This is a genomic window from Pseudomonas sp. Tn43 (genome assembly GCF_014192635.1).
In the GTDB taxonomy this organism is placed as follows: Bacteria; Pseudomonadota; Gammaproteobacteria; order Pseudomonadales; family Pseudomonadaceae; genus Aquipseudomonas.
In genome coordinates this window covers 747785-773197 of record NZ_JACHYG010000002.1, presented here as the reverse complement: position 1 = coordinate 773197, position 25413 = coordinate 747785, and the positions used below count along the sequence as shown (strand labels likewise).

The following is a 25413-nucleotide window of genomic DNA, read 5'->3' as shown; positions in this document are numbered from 1 at the left end:
AAAAGTTGGACATCACCATCGGGGGGTGTCATGAAAAAATACACAGAGCAGACGAAATTGTCGGTTGTTGAGGATTACTGCTCGGGCAGCGCAGGTCACAGAGAGGTCGCGCATCGTCACGGGGTAGATGCTTCATCGCTTCGAAAGTGGATCGCGGCATATCAGGCGCTTGGTGCCGCAGGTCTCAAAAGTAAGAGAAAGAAGAACTACAGCCCTGAATTCAAGCTGAGTGTATTGCAGCGCATGCGAGAGGAAGAGCTGTCCTATCGCCAAGTCGCCTCACTGTTTGATATCCGGAAATCCGACATCATTGGCGAATGGGAGCGCCGGTATGATGAAGGCGGTTTGGAGGCCTTGTCTCGGCAGCCAGGAAGCGGACTTCACAAAAAAATGACAAAACCCAACCCGTCCACCCAGCTTGAATCTTCGGACGACGAAGCTCGTACGCGTGATGATTTGCTGGCCGAATTGAACCAGTTGCAGATGGAAAATGCTTATTTAAAAAAGCTCGATGCCTTGGTTCAAGCGAAGGAACGAGCAGCGCAGCGGAAAAAGCGCAAATCGTGATTGAACTGAGGCAACAGCACCCTCTGGAAGGCCTTCTGAAGCTGGCGGGCCTGGCCCGTAGCACGTTTTACTATCAACAAAAGGTGCAGCAAGCTGTTGATAAATACGCGGTGTTGAAGACCAGAATTTGCTCAATTTTCGACGAGCACAAGGGCCGATATGGCTATCGCCGTATCACTGCTGCCGTTCGACGAGCTGGCCACCTCGTGAACCACAAGACTGTTCAGCGCCTCATGGGCGAACTTCAGTTGAAAAGCCGTGTGCGCATAAAGAAATACCGCGCCTACAGAGGCGAAGAGGGTCAGGTAGCGCCGAACCTGCTGAAGCGGAAGTTCGATGCCAAACGACCGAATCAGAAATGGGTAACCGATGTGACGGAGTTTCGGGTCGGCGGGCAGAAGCTTTACCTCTCACCGATACTTGACCTGTACAACGGCGAAGTCATCGCCTTCAAGACCGCCAGGCGCCCGCTGTTCGACATGGTCGGTGCGATGCTACGGCAAGCTTTTGAGCGGCTGCGGCCGCGCGATAAACCAATCTTGCATTCCGACCAGGGATGGCAGTACCGGATGCCTATTTACCGCCGCGTGCTGAACGAGCGTGCAGTAAAGCCAAGCATGTCCCGCAAAGGAAATTGCTATGACAATGCAGCTATGGAAAGTTTTTTCGGTACGTTGAAATCCGAGTTCTTTTATCTGAACAAATTCAACAATCTCGATGAGCTTGAAGCGGGGCTGGGGGACTACATACACTACTACAATCATTCGCGAATCAGGCTAAAGCTAAGCGGCCTGAGCCCTGTGGAATACAGGACTCAAGCACGGCGGGCATAGAAGGCGTCCAACTTTTCGGGGTCAGATCAAACATAGGCGGACGCCATCGCCCTTAACTCTTGAATTCTGAAAGTGTGTCCACTGGACGCTTACGACCTAGCTAGTTTGCTTCGCGGATAATTCACCCCGAAGAGGAAAGAACGATTTAGAGCCAACCTGCTCCTTTACCTTACTAACGATGTGCGCACCGATAGGGATGGCGGAAGTCGCAGCAGGAGAAGGAGCATTGCACACATTAATGCTTCGTGGAGTTGTAACGAACAAAAAGTCGTCAATCAGCTTACCATCCCGAGATACAGCTTGTGCTCGAACTCCAGCAGGATAAGGCATCAGATCCGTCTTTGTGATCGAAGGGCAGTATTTTTGTACCAGCTTCAAGTAACCGCCCTTGAATAGCGAGTTCCGCATCTCAACCAAGCCCGGCTTCAGGTTATTCTTCAGCACCTTCAAAATCCCAGGGTTTGTGAGCATCTCGGCCACATCTCGGAGCGAAACATCCGATTTCTTGTACCCCTCGCGCTTGAGTGCTAATACCGCGTTTGGCCCGACAGTCACTGTACCGTCAATCATGCGTGTCAGATGAACGCCTAGGAACGGCATCGAAGGATCAGGTATTGGGTAGATCAGGTGATTGACAATTTTGTTGTGCTGCTTAGGCAAAAGATAGTATTCACCCCTGAACGGACAGATTGTGAAGTCCGGTTCTATCCCAAGCATTTTCACAACGCGGTCGGCCATCAGCCCCGAGCAAGAAATCAAAAACCTACCTGTGTACTCTCAAATAGTTTGGCATTGTTGTTAGTCGTGATAGATCTTGCTCGGAACAAGCGTCCAATCACTCACACTTCAAGCTGCAACCCCATACACCGGGCATTATCTGAAGATGATTGGCTGGACTAACGGTATGGAAGTGCCCAACAGCGATGATTCACATGGCGTAGAGCAGAAATGCCAAGCCTTCGCTGATTGCACTGCAGGCTTCGCTGTTGGCCTGACAAGGGAGAGGTTTGCCGGTAACGAATGGAACGGCAATGGAGGCACAAGGACTGATGCGGATACTGCCGGCGTGAGAAATCGCGACATGAGCTCTGTCATAAGACAGAGCCTCAAGGCTGATTTGGAAGATTCGGGCGCCGGACATAGTCGTACCATAAGAATAGGATTGAACATATCCGGCGGTCCGGTGACAGCAAGGTAGCATGGTGACCACTGTGATCAAGGAATATATTTTATTATGCTTATTTCATAAAGGAATAAGCTTGCGATCATCGACACTGAGGTGCCGGGTTGGTATGAAGCTTCGACGACCTGGCGTTTAAATACGGTTGGGAAGTTCGGGCGGCGACCGTGGCGACGAGCGGGAGCCGTATCCAAGATAGTGTCCATTAAAAAATGATGGACACTATTTTTGCTAATTTTGGAGTCGGTCAGGAGTGGGTACTGACCGGACGGTTACTATAGGTGTGAACGAGCGGCTAAATGAGGTAGCCGTGCGTCGGCACGTGGATCACGTTTGGCGTCGGCCACGACACCTTACTCGATCAGAGTGAGCGCTCGGCAATCGCATCTCGAACGCCGCGTTCCACTTGAAGACTAGGGATTCGATAGTGCTTAGACGTGATCGCGCCTCATCTCTGCCCATTCAATCAACGCCCGGATTGACGCCCCAAGTGCATGGCCGATAGGCGTGAGCGGATACTTCATCCTAGGCGGCACCTGCGGGTATAGACACACCTCAGTCGTGGGCGCCGATTACAACGTCCTTCCCGCCGGCCAATAGTACGAAGGCGTTGAACAAGCCCTCTCCAAAATGCTTAGAAACCCACGTTATTTGCGCCTTTCAAGCCCAGAATCTGACGAGCTTCGTCGGGAGTCGCAATTTCATATGACAACTCCTCGAGGATTCGGCGGATTTTTCTGACTTGATCCGCGTTGGTTTTGGCCATCACTCCTTTTTCAAGGTAGATGCTGTCCTCTAGGCCGACACGAACGTGCGCACCCATAACTGCACCCACAGTCAAAAGCGGCATCTGGTGACGACCTGCCCCGAGGATGGAAAACTCATAGCTGCTTCGACCGAAAAGACGGTCGGCGACACCGCGCATCATTGCCAAGTTCTCAGGGTCAGGGCCAAGTCCTCCGAGAACTCCGTATATGGACTGAATGAAGAACGGCGGCTTGATCAGCCCTTCGTCCACAAAGTACGCAAGATTGTATAAGTGCCCGACGTCATAGCACTCCAACTCGAAGCGCGTACCAGACTCACCCAGTTCTTGCATGATGTGTTTGATGTCTTTGAACGTGTTCCGGAAGATCAAATCTTCCATCCCCTCAACATAGGGCTTTTCCCAATCATGCTGCCAATGATCGATTTTCCGAGCGATTGGGTGGATGGAAAAGTTCATCGAGCCCATGTTCAGTGAGCACATTTCTGGTCTGGCACGTAGTGGATATGCAAGTCGTTCTTTCAACGTCATCCGCGTGCTGCCGCCAGTGGTGATGTTGATAACCGCGCCTGTCTGGCGGGCAATCTCCGGCACAAACTGATCAAACAGTGCGGGATCCGGAGATGGTCGCCCATCGATAGGATCACGAGCATGCAGGTGAACAATCGATGCACCTGCCTCAACAGCCTCAATCGCTTGCTGTGCAATTTGCTCCGGAGTGATTGGCAGATACTCCGACATTGTCGGCGTGTGCATTGCGCCTGTGACAGCACATGTAATGATGATTTTGCGATTTTTATTATTCATAGTCATCTTCTCGACTAGGGCAATCAAATAGCTGGTTTTTGCACTGAAGTAATCAGTCGCAACGCCAGTTGCGTACGAACCTCATCGGCCTGTTCTTGTGTCCATGCGCGCAGTCCTTGGCCTGTGCGCATGCCCTCATGCCCCTGCTCCAATAACGCATTAAGCAAAGGGTTTGGTTCAAGGTCGTTACACAGGTCAGGAAAAATGACCTGATGGACGAGTTTGGTAAGCTGAAGGCCCACCAGATCCGCGTTCTCCATCGGTCCTAAAAAGGGCAGTCGCATACCGAAGCTTTGCTTTACAACGGTATCGATGGTCTCGGCATCGCAGACCCCTTTTGATACCAACGAAATAGCCTCGCGCCACATCGCATGCTGAAGACGGTTGCCGATAAACCCCGCGACGTCTCGATGAACTTTGACGGGGGATTTGCCCAAACTCAGCAGCAACTCGAACGTCGAATCAAATACCTTTTCAGAGGTGTATTCGGTACGCACCACCTCAACCAAGGGAACAAGATGAGGCGGATTCCACCAATGCGTCCCGACCAAGCGTCCCCGCGCATCCGCATCAAGCAGTTCACCAATGGCTGTAATAGGAATAACCGAGGTGTTACTGGCCAAAACAGTGTGACGGGGAGCGAACCTGGCGACATCAGCAAACAATTGCTGCTTAAGTTCCAGGCGCTCGGACACTGCCTCAACGACGATGTCGGCGTCAGCCACAGCTATCTGCAAATCTGTAGCGAGGAAGATATTGGCGAGCACTGGGCCTGAAGTGAGTCCCATCTGTTCAAGGTTGTGGGCAACTCGTTGCGGCGCGACGTCGAGGGTCGCCGCGTCAGGGTCAAATATGGTGACCTTATGGCCAGCTTGAGCGAACACCTGGGCGATACCATGGCCCATGAGGCCAGCACCGATGATGCAAGCATGAAGAATCTTTTGCATGCTGACTCCAATCTTATTAAGCCCATTGGGCTTTTTTTGTTAGAGCCATATTACGAGTGTGCGATTTAGTTGGTAAGGTTCCATTGAGACAGCTTCTAGTCCCATTCGGACATCTCAGGAGATCGCCTGCCATGCCTGCACCGATTCAGGGTTTTCTAAATCAGAAAATCTTCGCTCCCTACAAGATTGCAACGCTGGTCGAAACCGTTGCGGAGCAAGGCATTACCTCTGACGTGGTACTCCAGCGAACCCAACTCGACGCCTCCCAGATCAGTGACCCAAATACGTTGACTTCCATTCGTCAGTACATCGACGCTTGTGACAATGTGATAAGAGCATCCGCCGACTCCTCAACAGCTTTCCAAGTTGGCTCCCGCATGCACCTCTCGGCATATGGAATGTACGGGTATGCGTTGATGTGCAGTTTGACGCTTCGCGACTTTTTCGAATTTGGAGTGAAATACCACGTCCTTGCTACGCCTACGCTTCATATCAGTTGGCGCGAGGAAGCTGAGGCTGCTATCTGGGAGTTCTCCGATGTCTATAGCCATTTGATGAGCGCGCAGACTCGCGAATTTTTGATACGGCAACAGATGGCGCAGCATGTCACTCATCTAAAAGACGCTGCAGGTCCGGATTGTAAGCCCATCAAGGCGCTTTTCGCGTTTCCTTTACCCTCAGATAAGGCCAGGTATGAGCGATTTCTCGGCTGTGAGTGCATATTTGACTGTCCTGTCACCGAACTCCATTACCCCCAGAAAATCCTGTCCCATGCACCACACTTGGCCAATCGACTGTCGAGAATCATGCTCCAGGAAACATGTGATCGATTGATAGGTAAGGCCAAGACTTCGTCTGGGGTAGCGGGAGAGGTATATCAGCTAATGATGCTGACTCCGAACCAGTTCCCAACAATGGAAAAGGTCTCGCAGTGCATGCGTTTGACCACCAGGACGCTGCGCAGAAAACTGGAAGCTGAAAATACAGACTACGGCGCGATTCTCGACGATGTCAGGAGCAGCTTGGCAATCGAATACCTGCAAACAACAAAAATGAGTACTGAAGACATTGCGGCGAAAATTGGATTCAGTGACAACGCCAATTTTCGGCGCGCATTTAAACGCTGGACTGGCAAAACTCCCCGTCAAATACGCGATGAAATAAACTAATAGATCGGGTTGTGCAGTGTCCGATTATGACCTTTATGAGGCCGCTCACGACCTCGTATTCAGTAGTCGGGGTTCGTACTATGGAGCACGTAGGTCCACGTGGAGGAGCTACCCGACAACCAGTCCAATCACAGAATAAGAGTGCCTGTTCATGCCCATATCTGTTCGATGCATCATGACCTGTGAGTCCCTCATTTCGTCCGGTTTCCGCATGTGATAGACGTAGGGCAGATTAACTTCCACGACCTACCCTCTTGGTTCGTGCGCTTTTAAGGCGTGAAACCCTAGTTAATCCCCACGGCATTCTCACCACGCCAAGTAGCCAACGAACCATCCCTAAGAGATCCGGCCGATTGGCATATGCCGATCGAAGAGACCTCGCCACGAACGAGAACGGCTACTCGGTCCAGCCAGCACACCAAGGTGTACAATGTTTGGAGGCAAAGCGAAGGCGATGAAGCCCATCCATCAGCGATACCTTTATCCAGCAACGTACGTATAAAAATGACCACGGGAGGTCTGAAGCGGAGGCAAGCAATGCATGATCGCCTAGACTCACAAGCTCAATATCGCGAGGTCGGGGGGGAACTTGTTTCCGGCGTAATTGTTGACTCTCGCACGACGCATGTCGAAGTCCTTGCGCGCCGGGCGAATGGGCCCATCACCTGGCGTTTTCGCCAACCGCGGCTGGCGCTCTTTTGGTTTCGGAACGGCCTCAAAGAATTGCATCTGGAGCTCGACGGGCAGCGCACACATTCCGGAATTCAACAGAGAACTAATCTTGCGCTTTTTCCAGCCTCCACATCAATCGAAGGCGAGTTCGATGTTGCTCCGTATTTCGACTACATGGTGGTCTTTCTCGACCCAACCGTTGCGTCTGATGCTGGTTACCACTTTAATCGACCGCTAATTTCCTTTGGGAACGAAGACCTGCAACATAGCCTTTCGGCCCTCTGCCGCGAAGCGTGCAATGCAGACAACCTTTACGAATTGTTCGCCGAAGGTTGGGCAATGCAGGCACTCGTCCAACTGGCGAGGGCTGACGGTAGTCAGACAGTTCGTATTCAGCCGCGCGGCGGACTCGCTCCTGCGAGCTTGCGGCACGTTATCGACTACATCCAAACCGACTTATCAAATCCGTTCACGATTGAGGGCTTGGCGCAAGTCGCAGGTATCAGTCCCCGTCATTTCATGCGGGCTTTTAGGGAAAGTACCGGGCAGACACCGTTGCGCTTTATTTACAGTCTGCGTCTCAATCAGGCTAAGTTGTTCCTCTTGGATCCCAGTCGTACCACAACTGAAGTCGCACTGGATTGCGGCTTCAGCCATGCTCAGCACTTCTGCACCGCATTCAAGAAGGCAACCGGCGTGACGCCGTCTGATTTTCGTAAAGCTGTAACCAGATAAGCGTCACGGGCTAGTCACGGCTAAAGGAACCTAATGGGGGTCATTCAAAATCAAGCGGTTCTCGGGACGACCATGGTCTACATCGATCATCAAGGCCAGACGCACAAAGTGACGTACCAAAGTCATGGGCAACTGCACCAGCAACAGTGACACCAGGCACCGCACGCCTCACACGATCAACCGTTTCACCTGCAACGCCAAATCATGCAAGTCGGCCAAGCGCGCCAGGACCCGTTCGACCACCTCCCCCTAGCCACCGCACCGCTTTGCATTTCATCCATCGAGTCCAACGCCACTCACGGACTCGGTCAATTGCTCAAGCTTGACGTGCAAGCCGATTTTGTACGGTGACTGTTCTTTTTCAATTGTCACAGCAGAGTCCAGGTGTAACTGAGGATCAGACGGTTCTCGTCGATATCACTGCGGTAGTTGGAGCGAGCCATCGCGTTGCGCACACGGATCCCGAGGCCTTTGAGGCTGCCGCTCTGCAGCACATAGCCGATGTCCAGATCACGCTCGCGATCCTTGCCTTCAAACCCCTTGCCGGTGTCGACGTTGTTGCCGGTGATGTAGCGCACGGTACTGGTCAGCCCCGGCACACCGAGGGCTGCGAAATCGTAGTCGTAACGCGCCTGCCAGGAGCGCTCGTCGGTGTAGGCGAACTCGTAGGTCGGCACCTCGTTGCCCAGCGGGGAGATGTTGGCGAAGACTCGCGGAAAGGGGCTGTCGCCGTACATGCCCTGATAGCCGACATAAAACGTGTGGCCGCCACGCTTGGCCGATAGCAAGGAGAAGAACGCCTGGTTGTCGATGTTGCCCAGCAGCTTTTTGCCGTCTTCGCGCGAATCGTAATACCCAAGGTTGGCGCCCAGGATCCAGTTGCCCAACGGCTCGTTATGCTTGAGCCCGAGAAAGCGCTGGTTGTAGATATCTTCCAGTTGCCCGAACCAGGCGCTGACCGAGCTGCGTTTATCGTTGAAGGCGTAATCGGCACCGGCATAGTTGAAGCCATCACTGCTGACCTGACGCTGTGGTACATGACCGAGCATGGCTTGCATTTTTTCGTCGCCGGCCTCGTTGCGCAGGCTGGTGGAACTCAAGTGGCCGCCCTGCACAGTCAGGCCATTGATCTCGCTCGAGCTGATGCTCGCGCCTTGATAACTGGGCGGCAGCAGACGGATATCGCTGAAAGCCAGCACTGGCACGTTCGGTTGCAGCTCGCCCACCTTCAGTTCGGTTTTGGAGACACGCACCTTCAACGCGCCTTCCAGACGGCTGTATTCATTCGCCGCGCGCCCGTCACCCTGCACCGGTAGCAAACCGGTATTGACCCGATCCGGGCTGCTGTCGAGCTTGAGGCCGAGCAGGCCAATAACATCCACACCAAAACCGACGGGGCCCTGGGTGTAACCGGATTTGACGTTGAGGATGAAGCCCTGCGCCCACTCTTCAGCCTTCGATTGCTGGTTGGCCCCGACGATGTCGGAAAAGTCTCGGCTGAAGTAGTAATTGCGTGCTTGCAAGGTGGCGGTGGTGTCTTCGATGAAGCCACTCTCGGCCGCCATCGCACCAGCGGAGAAACTCGAGACGACCGCCATGGACAACACTGAACCGGTTGTTGGAAGAATCTGTTTCATTGTTTTTTCTCTTATTTTTATTGATCGACAGGTTGAAGTGCTTCAGCCGCAGCGCTGTCGCGACGGGCGTTTAATAAAAGGTGAGTGACCATGCCGAAAATCAGCCCCCAGAAAGTTGCGGGCAAACTCCACAGCAACATGCCCGACGCGGTGGTGAGGAAGGTCACCAGCGCCGCTTCGCGAACACTGCGATGTGCCATTCATTCTGGCCAACAGACCACTTCGCGTTGGCAGCTTCAGCCGGTTTAATCTGAAACCCTAACTAGGTGTCTTGAAATTGGCAGCAGCCTAGATACACCTGGCGAACTATGTTTCGATGCTTGAAAGCTCGAATACAGTGTCAGCACTAACAGTGAGGCGGCGAACGACATGAATGAGACCAACTGGAGTGCTGGCGAATAGCCCCACTCTCGAGCAACGAATGCCAGGATGACTGGGCCCAGTCCCAGGCCGAGACAGATTGCCAGAAACAGCACCCCAAAGATTTTACCGAAGTGCTCAAGGCCGAATGCTCGAGCGCCGAGGAAAGACACTGCGTCCACCTCCACACCTAGCCCAATCCCAATGAGCACGGCAGCAACAAAGGCCAACGCTGGTTCACCGTTCAACGACAGCAGCAGTAACCCAACCGTTGGTGCGAGGAAAACCAGCGAGGTGACTATCACTGGGTTCGCTTGATCGAGAATAAACCCGAAAAGTACACGAGAGACGATGGTGGCAATACCCACAAGGCTGACCACGGTCGCCGCCGTTTCGCCACTTATGCCACGATCACCAAGCACGACGGGCAAATGCACAGTGGCAGCGCCTACGGCCGCCGCAATCAGTGCAAACGCGGTCATGAGGACCCAGAAGCGACGATCCTTCATAGCCTGTTGCAGCGTGTGGCCACCAGTTTCGGTGTGAGCGACCGGGTCACGCGCCGGTGGGTCCCGAACCAGCCAAAAAGCGTTGGGTAACCCGATTAGGATCACCGTCACGCCCATGAGCATGTAAGCGACGCGCCAATCGAATGTTCGGATCAGGTACGCGGCATATGGCGCGGCCAAGGCAATACCGATGCCCGCAAACGACAGGACAAGGCCCAACGCCAGCCCACGCTGTTTTTCGAATGTGCCGACAATTACGTAGTTATAGGCATGCGGCAACTGAAGCGTGCTGAGCGCTGCGGCGACCACCATTGTGGCTACAAAGGTACTCGAGCTTTGGGGGAGCACCCCCAGGAGCATCAATCCGATACCAAACGTAGGAATCCCGAGCAAGGCCATGCGTCGAGGTTTGATCTTGTCCAGCAGTGCGCCAATCATCGGCGACATCACGCCAAAGACTATCGCTGCCATGCCCCCTGCAGATGCGATGTGAGCGCGGTCCCATCCTGTGGCCTCCGTAATAGGTCTCACCATCACGCCGAACGAATAGAAGAGGATGGGACCGCAGCCCAGCATGACGCCGAAGCCGGCACCTAGAACGACGAGGAGTTGGCGTAGAACCGAGAGCTCTGTTGTCGCCAACTCAGAGTGAGTCGATTTCATTAATGTATCTCCGCATATTATTTTTATTCGAGTTCCAGCATCCTGTGCCTGTCACTACGGTCGGAGCCGAAACTTCACCGCCCCCGACCGCCCTTAGCTAGCGGTAGTTGTGGAGCACACACTCGCCGAGAGCATTGATGACTACATCCCCCGCGGCGTTACAAAGAAAACTCAAGCACGACCGGTATTTAACAAGTCCCGAAAGCGCATAGAAATGCTGCTTGTTCCTCGCGATCTGCAGGAAATTGCTCATTCACAATGAGACTCCCTGTTGTCGGCTGTGGTCGCCTGAACCTCTTGGGTCCTGGAGATCAGCCGGCGAGGAGCAGCTTTCTAAATTCGATATTCACCACTCATACGCGAGGGGCCTCGGGCAGGCGCTCACCATCGCGCACGACAAATTTGGCGGGATACTGTGTGACGAGAACCTCGACCTCATCTTCCGGCTGTCCGGTGGATGTGCTCCAAATCAAACTCACCTTTTTGGCCAGAGACAGGATGGCTCCGTCGCTGCGGCCATCACGTATGTGGCAGAAGAGCAGTGTTTCGGAAGTGGGCTCTCCCGAACGGTAGGTGTTTTCGGAAGTGCTTTCATGGAACACGACGCTGATTAAGTCGAGTGGCGAAAGGATGATCTCCCTAATCGCCTTCGTGAACTCGCTCGCGAGCTCGGCCTTGACGCTAGCTTCAATTCCGACTTTGCACTCGCAAATAATGACGGGCATTTTTTTGTCTCCGAGGGAAGTTTTTTGAGCCCTCAGTCTCTCGGAACTTCGCCGCTGGCGATTGCAGCGCAGCGCCAACGTTTACATGGAAGTGACATGAAAAAGCGTTAGAGGGAATCTAGTCGTTGCCATGCCCATGGCCAAATGGCATACGAGGGTTCCCCGGTGGCCAGTTGGATGGCAGCAACGTAGCGTATGGCCCGCTTGTGGCAATTTAGGAACTTGTCGCAATCTCTCCGTGTAATTGTTTGCCCGTTATATGCGGCTAAGCATGTTGTCGATGTGGCGGCGCTTAACGACGAAGTGGCTGCAATTTCAGCGGTAATTCGAACGCACCCTTGGGACCTGCGAACTCCCTTCAACTCGTTAAATCATGGGATATGTAGGTGACAACCGCGATATTCGATTATTGCAGGGGTGGGATCTTAGAGGCGCGCCGGCAGCCTCGCGGGTCTCTGGAGCGCGGGAACGACGGGCTTCACTACGCCGAGCATCTGCGCGAATCAATCGATCGTGTCTCCGATGCTAGGCGCCCAACAACTCTTCGATTGTGCGGTACCAAAAAAGAAAAAAACCGGCCGAAGCGACTGCGATCTACTTCAAATGCACCGACCACAGTAATCAACCAGCCCTCCCCTGCTCTCGGCGATCCGCCCTCACCGCCATCGTTATCCGCGATGGCAGGCTCGCGAATGGCTGATATACGAACTGCTTTTGCCTCTCCTAACATCGATTGCACATGACCACCCGGATGTCGATCACCTTTCGGTACACGGGTTCCAAGAATAAAAACGCAAACCCGCGAGGTTGAACCATGAAAACCCTAATCGCCAGCTCCACGGCGCAAGCTCCTGTCGTCGACGGGGTCGGCCAACTGACCGCCAACCAGCGTTACGTGACTCTGGGGGGCTCCTGGGCCGCCTGGCTGTTTGATGCGCTGGATGCCACTGTCTTTGGTTTTGTACTTTTGGCGGTCGCCAAGACCTTCGCCGTCGGCCTGGGTGACGTGGTCTCCACGGTTGCCTGGTTTTTGCTGGCCACCGGGATCGGTGGTTTCTTCCTCGGCAACATTTCCGACAAGATCGGCCGCAAGAAAACCATGATGCTGTCCGTGTTCGTCTATGGAACCGGCACCTTGCTCTGTGCGTTTGCCGACAGCCTGTGGCAGCTCAATGTGTTCCGCTTTTGTGTGGGCATCGCCGTGGGTGGATTGTGGTCCGCCGCGGCGGCGCTGGTTTCGGAGATCTGGCCTGTGGCCGGTCGCGCCAAGGCCTTTGCGGTGATGCAGACCGGCTGGTCGGGTGGTGGTCTGCTGGCGGCGATTTTCGCCTGGACGTTCCTCGAGGGCGGTAATCCTGAATCCTGGAGAAGACTGTTCATCTATGCCTCGATCCCGGCCTATTTCACACTGGTGTTCATCTGGTTGTTCGTCAAGGAATCGCCCGTCTGGCTGGCCAACCGTGAATTCATGCGTAATAACAGCGACAAGGGCCAGCTGATGGAAATCTTCCGTCCGCAATACCTGAAAGTGACCCTGCTGGGCCTGAGCATTTCAGTACTGGGCATGTACGGCTACTGGATCATCACAACCTTCATGCGGCTTACCTGCAAAGAATTCTGAACGTGCGTATCGATCAGGCCCCGGTATTTGTCATCTGGATCGGCATCGGCGCCACCATTGGTTACCTGGCCTACGGCTATATGGCTGAAAGCATCGGCCGTCGCTTGTCGTTCGCGGTGTTTTTTGGCGGCATGGCCATCATGGTTCCGGTGTTTGCCTACTCGGCGACCCTGATGCCATTGACGGACGGCAAGTTGCTGTTCACCACCCAGAACGTCATCACCCTCGGTTCGCTGGCGGCACTGTTGGGCTTCTTCACCGGCTATTTCAGCGGCTTCGGCGCTTGGTATTCGGAGTTATTCCCGACCAGCATCCGTTCGACCGCCTCAGGTTTCTGCTTCAACTTCGGCCGGGGCGGCGCCATCGCCGGCATCAAGCTGGTACCAGTGCTGATCCCGCTAATCGGCTTCACCGCGACCATTTCTCTTGCCTCCGTTTCCTACGTCATCGCCGCTGTCATGGTGTTCACGTTGCAGGAAACCAAAGGCGTTCAACTCACCAGCGGCAACTGATCTGCACTCTTCAGAGGGAAACCCATGAAAAATTTTCGCATCGGCCAAATCGTACCCAGCTCCAACACCACGATGGAAACCGAAATCCCGGCGATGTTGACCTCGCGCTACGGGCTGTTTCCAGAAGAACATTTCACCTTTCACTCTTCACGCATGCGCATGATGCACGTCAGCCCCGAAGAGCTGAAAAAATGGACATCGACAGTGACCGCTGCGCGCTGGAGCTGAGCGACGCACGGGTGGATGTCATGGCCTACGCGTGCCTGGTGGCGATCATGTGCCAGGGCCCGGGCTATCACAGCGTCTCGCAAGAACGCCTGGGCAAGACCGTGGCCTCTAACCGGTCGAACGCGCCGGTACTCAGCTCCGCCGGTGCGCTGATCGATAGCCTGCACATGCTCGACTACAAGAAAATCTCGATCATTACGCCGTACATGAAACCGCTGACCCAGCAGGTCATCGACTACATCGAGGCGGCCGGCATCGAAGTGGTTGACTCCATCAGCCTGGAAGTGTCCGACAACCTTGAAGTCGGTCGTCTGGACCCTATGAACCTGGTGGCCCACGCCTACAAGCTGAATATCGGCCAGGCCGACGGTGTGGTGCTGTCGTGCTGTGTGCAGATGCCTTCGCTGCCTGCGATTCAAGTGGTACAGGATCGCCTCGACAAACCGGTGCTGTCGGCGTCGGTCGCCACCGTTTACCAGATGCTGAAAACCCTCGGCCTCGAGGCCAAAGTACCGAACGCCGGCCATCTGTTGTCCGGGGCGTTCTGAGCCAGTGACGGAGGAGGTACTATGCTGGCCATTCAGATCAGACATCCGGAACCTCACATGAAACTCGACCCGGTCTCTTTGCGACCTTTCGTCAGTGTCGTTGAAGAAGGCACCATTGCGGCCGCCGCCAAGCGCGAACACATCGCCGCGGCGGCGGTCAGCAAGCGGCTCAGTGAGCTGGAAGAGCTGTTCGACTCGAAACTGCTCAACCGCACCAACAAGGGCATTCGCCAACCGACGCCGGTCTGTCTCTGCTGTTCATGGCTCGCAGCGCCCTGAACAACCTCAACGAAATTGTCGTGCAGATGCGCGAATACTCCTACGGCCGTCGTGGCTCGGTGCAGGTCCTGGCCAACATCTCCGCGATCACCCAATTCCTGCCCGGCTTGATCAAGTCGTTCATGCAGCTGTACCCGTTGATCAACATCAGCCTCGAAGAAAAGCAAAGTCTGGCGGTCACCAAGGCTGTGGCTGAAAACCGCGCCGAGATCGGTATTTTCACGCGTCTACCTCATGGCGCCGACATCGAGGTCTTCCCGTTTCGCACCGATCGGCTGGTGTTGCTGGTGCCCAACGGCGATCCGCTGGCCAACCGCCAATCGGTCAAATTCAGCGAAACCCTGGAACACGAATACATCGCCTTGCGCAGCGGCACTCACCTAAATTTTCAGTTGATCAAGGCGGCCAACGACCTCGGACGCTCGCTGAAAATACGTATGGAAGTCTCCAGTTACGACGCGCTGTGCCTGATGGTTCAGGCCGGGTTGGGCATTGGCATCATGCCCGAGGGGAGTGCGGCTATTTACAAAATGGACGGTGCGAAGGCGATCAGGCTGGATGAGCCATGGGCCTCCCGCGAACTCAGCGTGTGCGTGAGATCGCGAGCGGCGTTGTCGGTCGCGGCGGGATTGTTCCTGGAGCACTTGCTCGAAATGGAGTAAGCGATATCAGGCTCAAAGGCTCGAAGGTAAAATCACCCGTTGATTCATCGATCATGGGTTTCGGCCAAACGCAGCACTGGCAAAGTCCAGAAAGCTGCGCATGCTTGCCGAAAGCAAACAACAACTCAACGATCAAAGTAAAGCAAACTACTTGAACGTCATTGGTGCGCTTGTCGATCTCATACTGGACTCAACCGAAGCAGGAAGAAAGCACTCTAGGATCGCGGAGCAGCGCAAGCGTTAAGGGAGTAGTGACGGCCGCCAGAACGCAAGGCGTGCGCAGCCCTTGACGGCGAGAATGCCGTGTACGGTAAAGGGAACATCAAGACCGCCTCACGCCATCACTCACACACCTGCCTAAGGCAAGTGCCCAGCACGCACAGACCTACAAGGGCAGGAGCCGCACCGCCAAGCGCAGAAAAAAAGGCAGACCCTGCATTCGCTTGACGGCGGAGTTCCACACTTTGAAGCCAGTTCAAAATGAACAGCGTGCGCTCGATGCGCCCCATCTCGCACAGGGCTAAGGCTATTCAGGCGTGGCTAGCTTTGCACCACATGGTGGATGTCATGACGCCACAGATTGGTACTAAGTAGCAATTGCCTGCTCGTCGTCGGCCCGGAGCTTGTCCAAAACTGAGCGTGCCGGACGTGGTGCACCGAGATGCAGGTAACGTAGCTCATCCATCAAGGCACTCCAAAGTGAAGGGCCGCCCTTTTCCAGCACCTCCGCGCGCAAAGAAGCTTCCTTGCTCGGATGCGTATGCCTAACACCCCAGGCAGCCATATGTGCGAGCAGAGGTACAAGCTGTATTGCCGCTTCCGTGAGGCTGTAAATTCCTTTCTGCTGATGATTCGGATCCGGACATCGTGTCAGCAGGCCAGACGCGGTCAAGCGTTTCAGCCGACTTGCAAGGATGTTCGTGGCGATGCCTTCCTGATTTTTCTCCAGCAGGGCGCCATAAGTGCGTCTGTTCTCAAACATAACATCGCGGATAACGATCAGGCTCCAGCGGTCGCCGGTCTGCTCAAGCGTCAGGTTGATCGGGCAGCCCGATCGTCTTGTTTGCTGCACTGCTATTCCCCTTAAATTTCCACTTGCATTATGCAAGTAGCGCGAATATTATTCAACCACTTGCACTTTGCAAGTGCTAAAAGAATCGAACATCGGGACTTTTCAAGACGGGTAACAGCGGCAATTCGGTGCTGCGTATGGCCGAAATGACGGTAACAGCGACATGGCACGATGAGCTGGCGTTTCGCTGAAGATCATTACGGTTGTACGTACCTATATACCCCAACACACACAATGTTTAGGAAACACTATGAAATTCTCCACCATCACTTCGCGTACCCTGCTCGCGGTGTCGTTAGCATTCGCTGGCACCTTCGCAGCTGTGGCACCGGTCCAAGCTGCAGCGCCGATGCAGCACAAGCAGGTTCCGGGCTTCTATCGCACTATGATTGGCGACTATGAAGTCACCGCGCTCTATGACGGCGGCGGTAGTATCGACTCCAGCCTCCTACACGGTGATCCCGCGCTCATTCAGTCCCTCTTGGCGCGCTCCTTCCAAAACGATCCCAAGCATGTTTCGGCAACCGTCCAAGGCTTCCTCGTCAACACTGGCTCCAAACTCGTTCTCATCGATACCGGTGCAGGCGGCCACTGGGGCCCTCCTACTTTGGGCAAGCTCGTGCAGAACTTGAAGGCCTCCGGCTATAAACCGGAGCAGATCGACCTGGTTCTACTGACTCATCTTCACGCTGACCATGCTGGCGGTATTTACCAAAACGGGAAACGCGTCTTTCCGAACGCGACCGTGATGATGACGAAGGCCGACGCCGACTTCTGGCTGTCGAAGGAAATCATGGCCAAGGCCCCGGAAGACGCAAAAATCTTCTTCAAAGTCGCACAGGATGGCGCCGCGCCTTACATCGCTGCAGGCAAATGGAAGCCGTACGAAGGCATGGCCGAAATCGTCCCCGGTATTGCACCGTATGCCATCCCCGGCCACACGCCCGGTCACACCGGCTACATGATTTCCTCAAAGGGTCAGTCGCTGCTGGTCTGGGGCGACGTAGCTCATGTTGGCGCCGTCCAAATGCCGCATCCGGAAATCAGCATCGTCTTCGACTCAGACAGCGCGTCGGCCGTCAAAACGCGTGAAGACCTGCTGGTGAAACTCGCTGCGGACAAGACGATGATTGCCGCAGCCCACATGCCGTTCCCTGGCCTGGGCCGTCTTCGCAAAGCCGACAACGGCGAGGGCTACGACTGGGTACCGGCGACTTTCCTCAACCTGGAGTGAACTGACCATGACTTACGATTCATCTTCCGCCCGTGAGCTTCGGGATGCGATGTTCGCCTTCGACTTTGCGCATCCCGTACGCACCATCGAGACGCTCCGCGTCGGCATGGAGGCAATTTCACAAGCGAACCCGCCGGCGGCCGACCTAACCGTCGAGACGATCCAACTCGGTGGCGTAGCCGCAGTGGCGATTACGGCTCCTGGCGCATCTAAGGACCGAGTCATCTACCATTTCCATGGTGGTGGCTGGGTGGCTGGCTCTCCTGCCTCGCATTTGGGCATGCTCGGAGAGCTGTCTCGAGCGGCAAAGTCCCAGGTCATCGTTCTGGACCACTCCAAGGCACCCGAGCACCCATTTCCGGCGTCCTACGACGAGTCCATCCGCGGCTACGAAGCAGTGCGTGCGCTTGGCAAGCCATTCGCCGTGACAGGTGACTCCAGTGGCGGTGGCATGGCTCTCAACGTTCTGGCCTATGCAGCCTCGAAAGGCCACAAGGACGTGCGAGCAGCGCTACTAATTAGCCCATGGGCAGACTTAACGCTAACGCTGCCCTCGTTAACGCAACTGGCTCACCGCGACCCAATGGTCAACGCGAGCGCGATGCGGGAGATGGTAGAGGCTTACGCTGGCAACCACGATTTGAAGGATCCGCGCATCTCACCCATGTTCACCGACATGCACGGTTTTCCTCCGCTGCTCATACATGTCGGAAGCGACGAAGTACTTCTCGACGACGCGCTTGAAATTGACAGAAAGGTGCGCGCGGCCGGCGGCGAATCGCACCTTGAGGTCTGGCCGGAGATGCTGCACGTCTGGCACATTCAGACAGCCTCTTTGCCTCAGGCCCACGACGCGCTCCAGAGAGCCGGCGAGTTTCTCATCGGGCACCTCGCTGACTAGCACGCGCACGCACACTGCAAAAACTGCAGACACTAGATAGGAGATTGTAATGACTACTGACACCAACCCACCGGGAACAGCATGGATGCAAATCGTCAAGAAGAAAGGAACGAGCGACTTCGCGAAGTCGTTCACTGCTGACGCCAGCCTTCAGACCTCAGCCCTAAGCAAAGCCGTGGTCGGCCCAACATCCATCGGGGCATTCTTTGCCGCGACGAGTACGATGTACGAAGACTTCGTGTTCACTGCGGAGACGGTTGACGGTGCGAAGACTTACCTTGAGTGGGATGCCATCCACGGTGGTAAGCCGGTCGCCGGCACCACCATCATCACTCGGAATGAGTCTGACCTCGTCCACAATATCAAGCTCTTTCAAAGCCCGTTCACCGTCGTTCATGAGTTCTCGGCTGGCCTGAAAGAGCGACTCGAAGAAACACTCGGTCAAGATTTCTTTAGCTAAGTCGGGGCCAATTCGTCGCCGCGTATTAGCTGAACAACACAACTGAGGAAACACTCATGCCAGTTTTTCACGCCTACATTCCAGCTCAAAAATTCTCTAGCGAAGAGAAACGCGCGCTGGCGGATGCCTTGAATCTCGCTCTTCATGAAGCCATGGATACACCCAAGGATGACCGTTTCGTCATCATCAGTGAGCACAAGGACGATGAGCTTTTCATCCATCCGACTTTTCCTGACATGAAAAGATCTGACAAGCGCATGGTCGTAACGGTGACTATAGGCACGAGCAGGACAGTGGAGCAGAAACGCAAGCTCGCGGAGTTGGTCACCCGTTACGCGGTAGAAAAGGTGGGCGTCAGCCAGGACGATATCAGCCTGATCATGTATGCCGTTCCCTTGGAGAACATGAGCTTCGGCGGTGGCAAGCTGGTCTCTGACATTGACCTCTCCATGCCTTGGGTAAACAAGTAAGAAATACGAAAGCCGCCCCGTTCTTTAGAAACGGCGCAGCAGAATTGACTCGAAACGAATGTCTCGTTCGTTTCTCAGGCGTGGGGCTCATGTGGCTCCGATCCGACACCATGTTCTGGACGGGTATCGGGATGAATGCAGCCATCACTTCGACCATGGTGTTGCGCACGCGCACCGAGCCGGAGGCACTGTAGGCGGCAGTCCTTGCGCTCGTCCCAAAAGAGGTAAGCTATGACCGATTGGCATTTCTACGAACCGGCACAGGGACATTCCCTGCGGCACGATCCGCTCAACGCCATCGTCGCTCCGCGCCCGATCGGCTGGATCAGTACTGTCTCCAACGACGGCGTACGTAACCTTGCTCCCTACAGCTTTTTTAACCTATTCAGCTACAAGCCGCCGATTATCGGCTTTTGCTCGCTTGGCGCGAAGGACTCACTCGCCAATGCGCGTGCGACCGGCGAGTTCGTATGGAATCTGGCGACGCGAGCACTCGCCGAGGCGATGAACGCCTCTGCGGCGATGGCGCCAGCGGACGTCGATGAATTCGAGTTGGCCAAGTTGGAGACGCTGCCCTCCGCAAAAGTACGGCCATCGCGCGTTGCGGCTAGCCCGGTGCAGTTCGAGTGCGTGGTCACCCAGATCGTGCAGCTTGAGGCGCAAAGCGGTGCTGCGCTCCCAGCGTGGCTGGTGTTGGGCGAAGTAGTAGCGATCCACATTGACCAGCAACTGATCAAAGACGGCGTGTATCAAACTGCGCATGCGCGCCCGATCCTGCGCGGAGGTGGGCCGGCCGACTACTTCGAAATCGGCGCGGAGCAGCTCTTCTCGCTTGAACGACCAGGCAATTGACCTGGCATCGAGTGACCGAGGCAAAAGGGTGGAAGGCATGAACTGCCGCTGCGCATAGGGTTTACGGCGCCTCCTGACCTCTTTCTACAAGGAGAACTTTCATGTTTCGACGTACCGATATCGCGTTCGAAGCCGAGGGCGGCGTCACGCTGCGCGGCTGGCTCTATATTCCCACCGGCGGCACCGCCCCCTATCCTGCCATCACGATGGCGCATGGTTATGCCGGCGTGAAGGAGCACGGCCTGGAGCCATTCGCAGAGAAATTTGCCTCCAACGGCTTTGTCGTCCTCCTGCACGATCACCGCAACTTCGGCGCCAGCGAAGGCACGCCGCGCCAGGATATCGACCCATGGTGTCAGATCGCTGATTGGCGGCGCGCGATCAGCTTCCTCGAAGACCAGGACGCCGTCGACGCGAAGCGCATCGGCTTGTGGGGCACGAGCTATTCCGGCGGTCACGCACTCGTGCTTGGCGCAACCGAACGCCGCTTGCGTGCGGTCGTCGCGCAGGTGCCGACGATCAGCGGCTTCGAGCAAGGATTGCGCCGCATTCCGCCCGATGCTGTCGCTGCCATCGAGGATGCCTTCACGGCGGACGAGCGCGCGCAAGCACGCGGCGAGTCGCCGCGTAGACAGACAATCGTCAGCGCCGATCCGGCCGTCCCTGCTTCGTACCGCACCAAGGAAGCCATCGACTTCTATCTGCAACCCGTACCCGACGGGGCCTGGGAGAACAGCGTCACGATGCGCTCGACGCGCGCTGCGCGCATGTACGAACCGGGCACGTGGATTGCGCGTGTGTCCCCCACGCCGCTGCTGATGATCGTCGCGCTGCAGGACACGATCACACTGACCGATCTTGAGCTGGCCGCCTACGAGCGTGCCGTTGAGCCAAAGCGCCTCGTGACGATTCCCGGCGGCCACTTCGATCCGTACATCACCAGATTCGATCAATCAAGTACCGCCGCGCTGGGCTGGTTCAAGGAACACCTCTCCTAACCTCAACTTGCGACAACGCAGGAGCCCGACATGTCTCATCTCACCCATACCATCGAGAACGGCATAGCAACGATCATTCTTGATCGCTCGCCGCAAAACCGCATCGACGACCAGATGGTTGACGAACTGGCTACGGCAATCAGCGCGATCGAACGCAGTGACGCACGCGTCGTGCTGGTGCGCGCCGAAGGCGAGAGCTTCAGCTTTGGTGGCGACATCACGTCCTGGCCCGATGACACCCCCCGCCAGTTGCGTGCACGCTTCGAGGGTTACATGGATGTCTTCAATCGCTTCGAGCGTCTGCCCTTGCCTGTCATCGCCGTGGTGCAAGGCTTGTGCGCAGGCGGTGGTTTCGAACTGGCGTTGCGTGCCGATGTAATCTTTGCCGCCGAAAGCGCAACATTCTGCCATCCGGAACAGTCGCTTGCCCTAGTAACCCTGTTGGGCGGCATCTACCGCGTCGCCGAACGTGCAGGACGCGTACGAGCCATGGAATGGGCGCTGACTTCCGAGCGTGTCCCCGCCGCGACGATGGAGCGCTTCGGCGTAATCAACCGCGTCGTCGCCGATGCCGAACTGTTTGCAACGGCGCATGCGTTCGCCGCGAAGTTTGTGCATGGCCCCACACGCGCCCACGCAGCTCACAAAGCCTTGCTGCGAGCCTGGGCGAACGGCGGTATCCAGGCGGCCGACGATGTGATGTTCAACATTGCCATGCCCTTGTTCGAGACAGAAGACGTGAAGAACGGGCTTGCTTCGGCCATCAAGGCCCTGAAGGCCGGTACGCCGCGTCTGGAGCTCGAATTCAAGGGGCATTGATTTCCGCTACGCAAACCGACTCAAGACGAGGACCATTTACAAATTGCTGGCACGGGTAGGCGAGGTGCATGAAAGAATCGGTGCGCTGGAAGCGGCATGAAACGCTCAGCGTCACTATCGTTACCGGGCGCACTACGGGCGCTGAAGGCACTGGTTCATGATCTCAATACGCGTACAGTTTCTGTGCGCATGCGGGTAGCGGTTGAACCGCTCCAGGGTGAAGTCGTGCAAAAACGCAGGGATGCGCGGTTCCGCTGCATCGTTTCGATTTAGCAACTACACCTCGCTGTTCTACCTGAGGACTCCCTCCTTCATGGCGATGTCCGGCCTCGAACTGACGGAAATCTAGCTATGTAAAGAAAGGTGGCCAAACCTGACGCGGATTGTCGAAGATCGCCGGGGCCGGGGTCGGCTGCCCGTCCGATGGTTTGCGTGCATGCAGGTGCAGGATGGCTGCGCCTGCTTGGGCGGCTCCGATCGACTGCTCGACGATCTGGTCGGGTATCAGCGGCAGGTATGACGACATGCTCGGAGCGTGGATGGCGTCCGTCACGGCGCAGGTGATGATGACTTTGTCTTGTGTCTTGCCCATGGTTGCCTCTCAGTATGAAGGAAGATGAGCGTCTGGCGCTCGACCGCCAACCTCTCGGAAAGAGGCTTTCCGTCGGCTGCCAATTGCTGAGGGGATGCCGTCGAACACACGCTACTGTGCCCCAGAACACATACCCGGCTGCACACGTTCAGTGCGACGGCTGGTGTGGTGCGCCCCCTCCGATTTGCGCCATACCAGCGAAGGCGAAGTGCAGTTTGGCTTCAGCCAGTTTTCCTCAGTCACCTCCAATGCAGCAAAGGGGCAAAGCTGGGACATGAAGCGGCTCCTTTGGAAATGGGCCGTGCCCCCGCCCGCCTGCTGCAATACTCATATCTGGGCCTTACCGCCGTCGACGAACAATTCGATACCGTTGACAAAGCTTGAATCGTCGGACGCAAGAAAGACTGCCGCCTGGGCAATTTCGTCCGGATCGCCGACGCGGCCCATTGGGATCCGCGAGGCCAGAGCATCAAGCATTCCCTGCTGCCGTGCAGCGTCGGGGCCGATCAAGCCAAAGAAACCCGGTGTCTTGGTGGGCCCGGGGGCTGAGCGTATTGACCCGGATGCCGCGACCCTTGAGATCGAGAATCCAGTTACGGGCGAATGAGCGTACGGCGGCCTTTGAGGCGGCATAGACACTAAATGCCTCGGTGCCGCCGCTGGCGGCAGTGGAGCCAATCAAGATCACTGATGCGCCGTCCGCAAGTAATGGCAAAGCCTTCTGAACAGTAAACAGTACGCCCTTGACGTTACGGCCAAACGTGTCGTCATACTGCTCCTCGGTAATCTTCCCAAGCGGCAGCAGCGAGCCGCCGCCGGCGTTGACGAACAATACGTCGATCCGACCGATTTCTGATCTCACCCAATCAAACAGTGTGTCCAGTTCAGCCATATTCGATGAGTCGACCCGGATGCCGGTGGCGTTACCAATCTCGGACACCGCGGCGTCGAGTTCGAACTGTCGTCGGCCGGTGACGATGACATGCGCTCCTTCACTAGCGAACCGCTTAGCCGTAGCGAGCCCGATTCCGGTAGATCCACCGGTAACAATTGCGATCTTGCCTTCAAGTTTGCGTGACATGGAGATCTCCGTGGTTGGTCGTCAGATGAAACCCGATTCATCAGCGCCGGCCCGCTGCCGCACCGCTTCCCAGCGGGCAGATCAGCGAGTAGGTCTCGAGCATCAAGGCCGTTGCCCGACCGCGCTCGGGTCGTGGCTGTGCGAAGAGGCCGACGACTTGTACTTGATGAGAGCAGTCGCGACACAGCCGATCATCGCGGCCATTGCAATGGCGAGGAAGTTCTGCTCCAACGGCAGCTTCATTGAGACCAACTGCCCGATCACGATCGGCGCCGCGATCGCGCCGATGCGCCCGACCCCGGACGCAAAGCCGAGCCCCGTCGAACGGATCGACGTCGGGTAAAACTGCCCGGCATACGCGTACAGCATGATCTGCGTGCCCAGCGTCGACGCGCCGACGACGGCAACAATCAGGTACAGCGGCTGCGCGCCGTAGCCGAGCAGCGTCAGCGAGAGCGCGGCGACCGCGAAGAATGCACTCGTCACCAACTTGATGTTCAGCTTGTCGGCGAGCCATCCGCCACCGACGGCGCCGACGACTGCACCGGCGTTGTAGGCGAGCAGGAAGTTCAGCGCGGAACCGAGGCTGTAGCCGGCCATGCCCATCAGCTTGACCAGCCACGAACTGAGCGCATAGAGCATAAACAGGCAGCTCATGAAAGCGACCCAGAACATCACCGAACTGAAGCCGCGGCCGTCCAGGAACAGCCTGCCTACGGTCGGACCTTCGGCCTTGTCCTCGACCGGAACGAGGAACTCCTCGTGCGGCTCGAGCCGCATGTCCGGCCGGATCTTCCGGACCACTTCGCGCAGATGCGTGTCGTCGTGCTTCTTGATCAGGAACGGCAGCGACTCAGGCATGTACTTCAGGAGAAACGGGATCAGCACCACTGGGGCGCCCGCGGCGATGAACACCGATTGCCAGCCGTAGGTCTCGATGAACTGCTTGCCGAGCAGCGCGGCGAGGATGCTGCCGACCGCGTAGCCGCAGCACATCAGCGCGACCATCACGCTGCGCACCTTCTTCGGCGAGTATTCGGTCATCTGCGCGGCCGCATTCGGGATCGCGCCGCCGATGCCGAGCCCGGCGAGGAAGCGCATCACGCTGAAGGTAATCGGGTCGTTGGTGAACCCGGCGGCCGCGGTGAAGACGCTGAAGAAGAACACGCAGATCGCGATCGCCCAGCGGCGGCCGATCTTGTCGGCCAGCGCGCCGAGCCCGATCGCACCGAACATCATGCCGAACAGCGCCGAACTGGCCATGAAGCCCGCAGTCGCGGCCTCGACATTCATCGCCTCCATGATCGACGGAAGCGCGATGCCGGAGACCGCCAGGTCGTAGCCGTCAAGCACCAGGATCACGAAACACCAGATCAGCACGGACCAGTGAAAGTTGTTGAACTTGGCCTCGTCGGCCAGTTTGTGAATATCTATCCGGTGCAGGCTTGAATGTGCTGTTGCCAGCTCGGGGCAGATTGACTTCATTGCCTTGTCTCCTTTTATTTTTATTTTCG

23 protein-coding genes and 7 pseudogenes are annotated in these 25413 nt (G+C 56.2%); 17 read left to right on the top strand and 13 right to left on the bottom strand.

Going from position 1 to position 25413, the window contains the following annotated elements:
• The first annotated feature begins 30 nt into the window (after positions 1-30).
• Positions 31-1400 (top strand): IS3 family transposase gene (locus tag FHW68_RS07815; protein WP_183679704.1). Its coding sequence is split into 2 segments (ribosomal slippage): positions 31-499 and positions 499-1400, totalling 1371 coding nucleotides; the frame shifts between segments, so codons are not numbered across the junction.
• A 96-nt stretch (positions 1401-1496) separates the two neighbouring features.
• Here FHW68_RS07815 and lhgO read toward each other — a convergent pair.
• The 4 genes and pseudogenes from lhgO to FHW68_RS07795 form a co-directional block, all read right to left on the bottom strand.
• Positions 1497-2177: pseudogene (gene lhgO, locus FHW68_RS07810) on the bottom strand (L-2-hydroxyglutarate oxidase); the annotation flags it as partial.
• Between the two features lie 834 nt (positions 2178-3011).
• A complete protein-coding gene (locus tag FHW68_RS07805; RefSeq protein WP_311655272.1) occupies positions 3012-3116 on the bottom strand; it encodes a winged helix-turn-helix transcriptional regulator in 105 nt (34 codons plus the stop codon).
• Between the two features lie 98 nt (positions 3117-3214).
• On the bottom strand, positions 3215-4153 hold the full coding sequence (locus FHW68_RS07800; RefSeq protein WP_183679700.1) for a 3-keto-5-aminohexanoate cleavage protein: 939 nt from the start codon (positions 4151-4153) through the stop codon (positions 3215-3217).
• 23 nt (positions 4154-4176) lie between these two features.
• A complete protein-coding gene (locus FHW68_RS07795; RefSeq protein WP_183679698.1) occupies positions 4177-5100 on the bottom strand; it encodes a 3-hydroxyacyl-CoA dehydrogenase family protein in 924 nt (307 codons plus the stop codon).
• Positions 5101-5231: 131 nt separating this feature from the next.
• Here FHW68_RS07795 and FHW68_RS07790 point away from each other — a divergent pair, with 131 nt between their 5' ends.
• The 3 genes and pseudogenes from FHW68_RS07790 to FHW68_RS07780 all read left to right on the top strand — a co-directional run.
• Entirely contained in the window at positions 5232-6269 is a 1038-nt protein-coding gene (locus tag FHW68_RS07790; protein ID WP_183679696.1) for an AraC family transcriptional regulator, read from the top strand.
• A 537-nt stretch (positions 6270-6806) separates the two neighbouring features.
• Positions 6807-7676: a helix-turn-helix domain-containing protein gene (locus tag FHW68_RS07785; protein WP_183679694.1), complete on the top strand. Its 870-nt coding sequence runs from the start codon at positions 6807-6809 to the stop codon at positions 7674-7676.
• A 57-nt stretch (positions 7677-7733) separates the two neighbouring features.
• A pseudogene (locus tag FHW68_RS07780) lies at positions 7734-7821 on the top strand (DUF2790 domain-containing protein); the annotation flags it as partial.
• Positions 7822-8044: 223 nt separating this feature from the next.
• Here FHW68_RS07780 and FHW68_RS07775 read toward each other — a convergent pair.
• From FHW68_RS07775 to FHW68_RS07760, 4 genes and pseudogenes are all read right to left on the bottom strand, one after another.
• On the bottom strand, positions 8045-9313 hold the full coding sequence (locus tag FHW68_RS07775; RefSeq protein WP_183679692.1) for an OprD family porin: 1269 nt from the start codon (positions 9311-9313) through the stop codon (positions 8045-8047).
• Between the two features lie 17 nt (positions 9314-9330).
• Positions 9331-9513, bottom strand: a pseudogene (locus FHW68_RS07770) (benzoate/H(+) symporter BenE family transporter); the annotation flags it as partial.
• 45 nt (positions 9514-9558) lie between these two features.
• A complete protein-coding gene (locus FHW68_RS07765; RefSeq protein WP_183679690.1) occupies positions 9559-10845 on the bottom strand; it encodes an MFS transporter in 1287 nt (428 codons plus the stop codon).
• Between the two features lie 353 nt (positions 10846-11198).
• A complete protein-coding gene (locus tag FHW68_RS07760) occupies positions 11199-11570 on the bottom strand; it encodes a tautomerase family protein (RefSeq protein ID WP_183679671.1) in 372 nt (123 codons plus the stop codon).
• 814 nt (positions 11571-12384) lie between these two features.
• Between FHW68_RS07760 and FHW68_RS27245 the strand changes: the two genes are divergently transcribed.
• The 6 genes and pseudogenes from FHW68_RS27245 (at position 12385) to FHW68_RS07740 (ending at position 15664) form a co-directional block, all read left to right on the top strand.
• Complete coding sequence (locus tag FHW68_RS27245) at positions 12385-13191, top strand: MFS transporter (protein ID WP_260296373.1); 807 nt, start codon at positions 12385-12387, stop codon at positions 13189-13191.
• Between the two features lie 2 nt (positions 13192-13193).
• Positions 13194-13703 carry a hypothetical protein gene (locus tag FHW68_RS27240; protein WP_260296372.1) on the top strand — a complete coding sequence of 170 codons (510 nt, stop codon included), beginning with the start codon at positions 13194-13196 and terminating at the stop codon, positions 13701-13703.
• A 24-nt stretch (positions 13704-13727) separates the two neighbouring features.
• Positions 13728-14479, top strand: a pseudogene (locus FHW68_RS07750) (Asp/Glu racemase).
• Between the two features lie 57 nt (positions 14480-14536).
• Positions 14537-14758 carry a LysR family transcriptional regulator gene (locus FHW68_RS27235; protein ID WP_260296371.1) on the top strand — a complete coding sequence of 74 codons (222 nt, stop codon included), beginning with the start codon at positions 14537-14539 and terminating at the stop codon, positions 14756-14758.
• Positions 14740-15420, top strand: coding sequence for a LysR substrate-binding domain-containing protein (locus tag FHW68_RS07745; protein ID WP_260296370.1), 681 nt, complete (start codon positions 14740-14742; stop codon positions 15418-15420). The genes FHW68_RS27235 and FHW68_RS07745 overlap by 19 nt, the downstream gene beginning before the upstream one ends.
• Positions 15421-15520: 100 nt before the next feature.
• Positions 15521-15664 carry a hypothetical protein gene (locus tag FHW68_RS07740; RefSeq protein WP_183679688.1) on the top strand — a complete coding sequence of 48 codons (144 nt, stop codon included), beginning with the start codon at positions 15521-15523 and terminating at the stop codon, positions 15662-15664.
• A 187-nt stretch (positions 15665-15851) separates the two neighbouring features.
• Here FHW68_RS07740 and FHW68_RS27500 read toward each other — a convergent pair.
• Both FHW68_RS27500 and FHW68_RS07730 read right to left on the bottom strand, forming a co-directional pair.
• Positions 15852-15950: pseudogene (locus tag FHW68_RS27500) on the bottom strand (Tn3 family transposase); the annotation flags it as partial.
• Positions 15951-16006: 56 nt separating this feature from the next.
• Positions 16007-16492: a helix-turn-helix domain-containing protein gene (locus FHW68_RS07730; protein ID WP_183679686.1), complete on the bottom strand. Its 486-nt coding sequence runs from the start codon at positions 16490-16492 to the stop codon at positions 16007-16009.
• Positions 16493-16742: 250 nt separating this feature from the next.
• Between FHW68_RS07730 and FHW68_RS07725 the strand changes: the two genes are divergently transcribed.
• The 7 genes from FHW68_RS07725 to FHW68_RS07695 all read left to right on the top strand — a co-directional run bounded on the left by FHW68_RS07725 (position 16743) and on the right by FHW68_RS07695 (position 22226).
• Positions 16743-17726 carry an MBL fold metallo-hydrolase gene (locus FHW68_RS07725; protein ID WP_183679684.1) on the top strand — a complete coding sequence of 328 codons (984 nt, stop codon included), beginning with the start codon at positions 16743-16745 and terminating at the stop codon, positions 17724-17726.
• Between the two features lie 7 nt (positions 17727-17733).
• Positions 17734-18627, top strand: a complete 894-nt coding sequence (locus tag FHW68_RS07720) for an alpha/beta hydrolase (RefSeq protein WP_183679682.1) — start codon at positions 17734-17736, stop codon at positions 18625-18627.
• Between the two features lie 49 nt (positions 18628-18676).
• A complete protein-coding gene (locus tag FHW68_RS07715; protein ID WP_183679680.1) occupies positions 18677-19087 on the top strand; it encodes a hypothetical protein in 411 nt (136 codons plus the stop codon).
• 56 nt (positions 19088-19143) lie between these two features.
• Positions 19144-19557 (top strand): tautomerase family protein, encoded by a 414-nt coding sequence (locus tag FHW68_RS07710; RefSeq protein WP_134104841.1) that lies wholly within the window; start codon positions 19144-19146, stop codon positions 19555-19557.
• A 231-nt stretch (positions 19558-19788) separates the two neighbouring features.
• Positions 19789-20409 carry a flavin reductase family protein gene (locus FHW68_RS07705; RefSeq protein WP_183679678.1) on the top strand — a complete coding sequence of 207 codons (621 nt, stop codon included), beginning with the start codon at positions 19789-19791 and terminating at the stop codon, positions 20407-20409.
• Positions 20410-20510: 101 nt separating this feature from the next.
• Positions 20511-21407 (top strand): alpha/beta hydrolase, encoded by an 897-nt coding sequence (locus FHW68_RS07700; protein WP_183679676.1) that lies wholly within the window; start codon positions 20511-20513, stop codon positions 21405-21407.
• Between the two features lie 30 nt (positions 21408-21437).
• The gene (locus tag FHW68_RS07695; protein WP_183679674.1) at positions 21438-22226 is read left to right on the top strand and encodes an enoyl-CoA hydratase/isomerase family protein; all 789 of its coding nucleotides are present in this window, start codon (positions 21438-21440) and stop codon (positions 22224-22226) included.
• A 388-nt stretch (positions 22227-22614) separates the two neighbouring features.
• Here the strand turns inward: FHW68_RS07695 and FHW68_RS07690 are convergent.
• The 3 genes and pseudogenes from FHW68_RS07690 to FHW68_RS07680 all read right to left on the bottom strand — a co-directional run.
• A pseudogene (locus tag FHW68_RS07690) lies at positions 22615-22818 on the bottom strand (3-keto-5-aminohexanoate cleavage protein); the annotation flags it as partial.
• Between the two features lie 327 nt (positions 22819-23145).
• Positions 23146-23899: pseudogene (locus FHW68_RS07685) on the bottom strand (SDR family oxidoreductase).
• A gap of 102 nt (positions 23900-24001) precedes the next feature.
• Positions 24002-25342, bottom strand: coding sequence for an MFS transporter (locus FHW68_RS07680; RefSeq protein WP_183679953.1), 1341 nt, complete (start codon positions 25340-25342; stop codon positions 24002-24004).
• Positions 25343-25413 lie beyond the last annotated feature (71 nt).

Excerpts from the sequence above, each read along its gene's own strand:
- FHW68_RS07700 (WP_183679676.1), top strand. The coding sequence starts at position 20,511 with ATGTTTCGACGTACCGATATCGCGTTCGAAGCCGAGGGCGGCGTCACG.
- FHW68_RS07775 (WP_183679692.1), bottom strand. The coding sequence starts at position 9,313 with ATGAAACAGATTCTTCCAACAACCGGTTCAGTGTTGTCCATGGCGGTC.
- FHW68_RS07705 (WP_183679678.1), top strand. The coding sequence starts at position 19,789 with ATGACCGATTGGCATTTCTACGAACCGGCACAGGGACATTCCCTGCGG.
- FHW68_RS07760 (WP_183679671.1), bottom strand. The coding sequence starts at position 11,570 with ATGCCCGTCATTATTTGCGAGTGCAAAGTCGGAATTGAAGCTAGCGTC.
- FHW68_RS07695 (WP_183679674.1), top strand. The coding sequence starts at position 21,438 with ATGTCTCATCTCACCCATACCATCGAGAACGGCATAGCAACGATCATT.
- FHW68_RS07720 (WP_183679682.1), top strand. The coding sequence starts at position 17,734 with ATGACTTACGATTCATCTTCCGCCCGTGAGCTTCGGGATGCGATGTTC.
- FHW68_RS07710 (WP_134104841.1), top strand. The coding sequence starts at position 19,144 with ATGCCAGTTTTTCACGCCTACATTCCAGCTCAAAAATTCTCTAGCGAA.
- FHW68_RS07765 (WP_183679690.1), bottom strand. The coding sequence starts at position 10,845 with ATGAAATCGACTCACTCTGAGTTGGCGACAACAGAGCTCTCGGTTCTA.
- FHW68_RS07800 (WP_183679700.1), bottom strand. The coding sequence starts at position 4,153 with ATGAATAATAAAAATCGCAAAATCATCATTACATGTGCTGTCACAGGC.
- FHW68_RS07785 (WP_183679694.1), top strand. The coding sequence starts at position 6,807 with ATGCATGATCGCCTAGACTCACAAGCTCAATATCGCGAGGTCGGGGGG.
- FHW68_RS07740 (WP_183679688.1), top strand. The coding sequence starts at position 15,521 with ATGCTTGCCGAAAGCAAACAACAACTCAACGATCAAAGTAAAGCAAAC.
- FHW68_RS07790 (WP_183679696.1), top strand. The coding sequence starts at position 5,232 with ATGCCTGCACCGATTCAGGGTTTTCTAAATCAGAAAATCTTCGCTCCC.
- FHW68_RS07745 (WP_260296370.1), top strand. The coding sequence starts at position 14,740 with ATGGCTCGCAGCGCCCTGAACAACCTCAACGAAATTGTCGTGCAGATG.
- FHW68_RS07795 (WP_183679698.1), bottom strand. The coding sequence starts at position 5,100 with ATGCAAAAGATTCTTCATGCTTGCATCATCGGTGCTGGCCTCATGGGC.
- FHW68_RS07715 (WP_183679680.1), top strand. The coding sequence starts at position 18,677 with ATGACTACTGACACCAACCCACCGGGAACAGCATGGATGCAAATCGTC.
- FHW68_RS07725 (WP_183679684.1), top strand. The coding sequence starts at position 16,743 with ATGAAATTCTCCACCATCACTTCGCGTACCCTGCTCGCGGTGTCGTTA.
- FHW68_RS27245 (WP_260296373.1), top strand. The coding sequence starts at position 12,385 with ATGAAAACCCTAATCGCCAGCTCCACGGCGCAAGCTCCTGTCGTCGAC.
- FHW68_RS27235 (WP_260296371.1), top strand. The coding sequence starts at position 14,537 with ATGAAACTCGACCCGGTCTCTTTGCGACCTTTCGTCAGTGTCGTTGAA.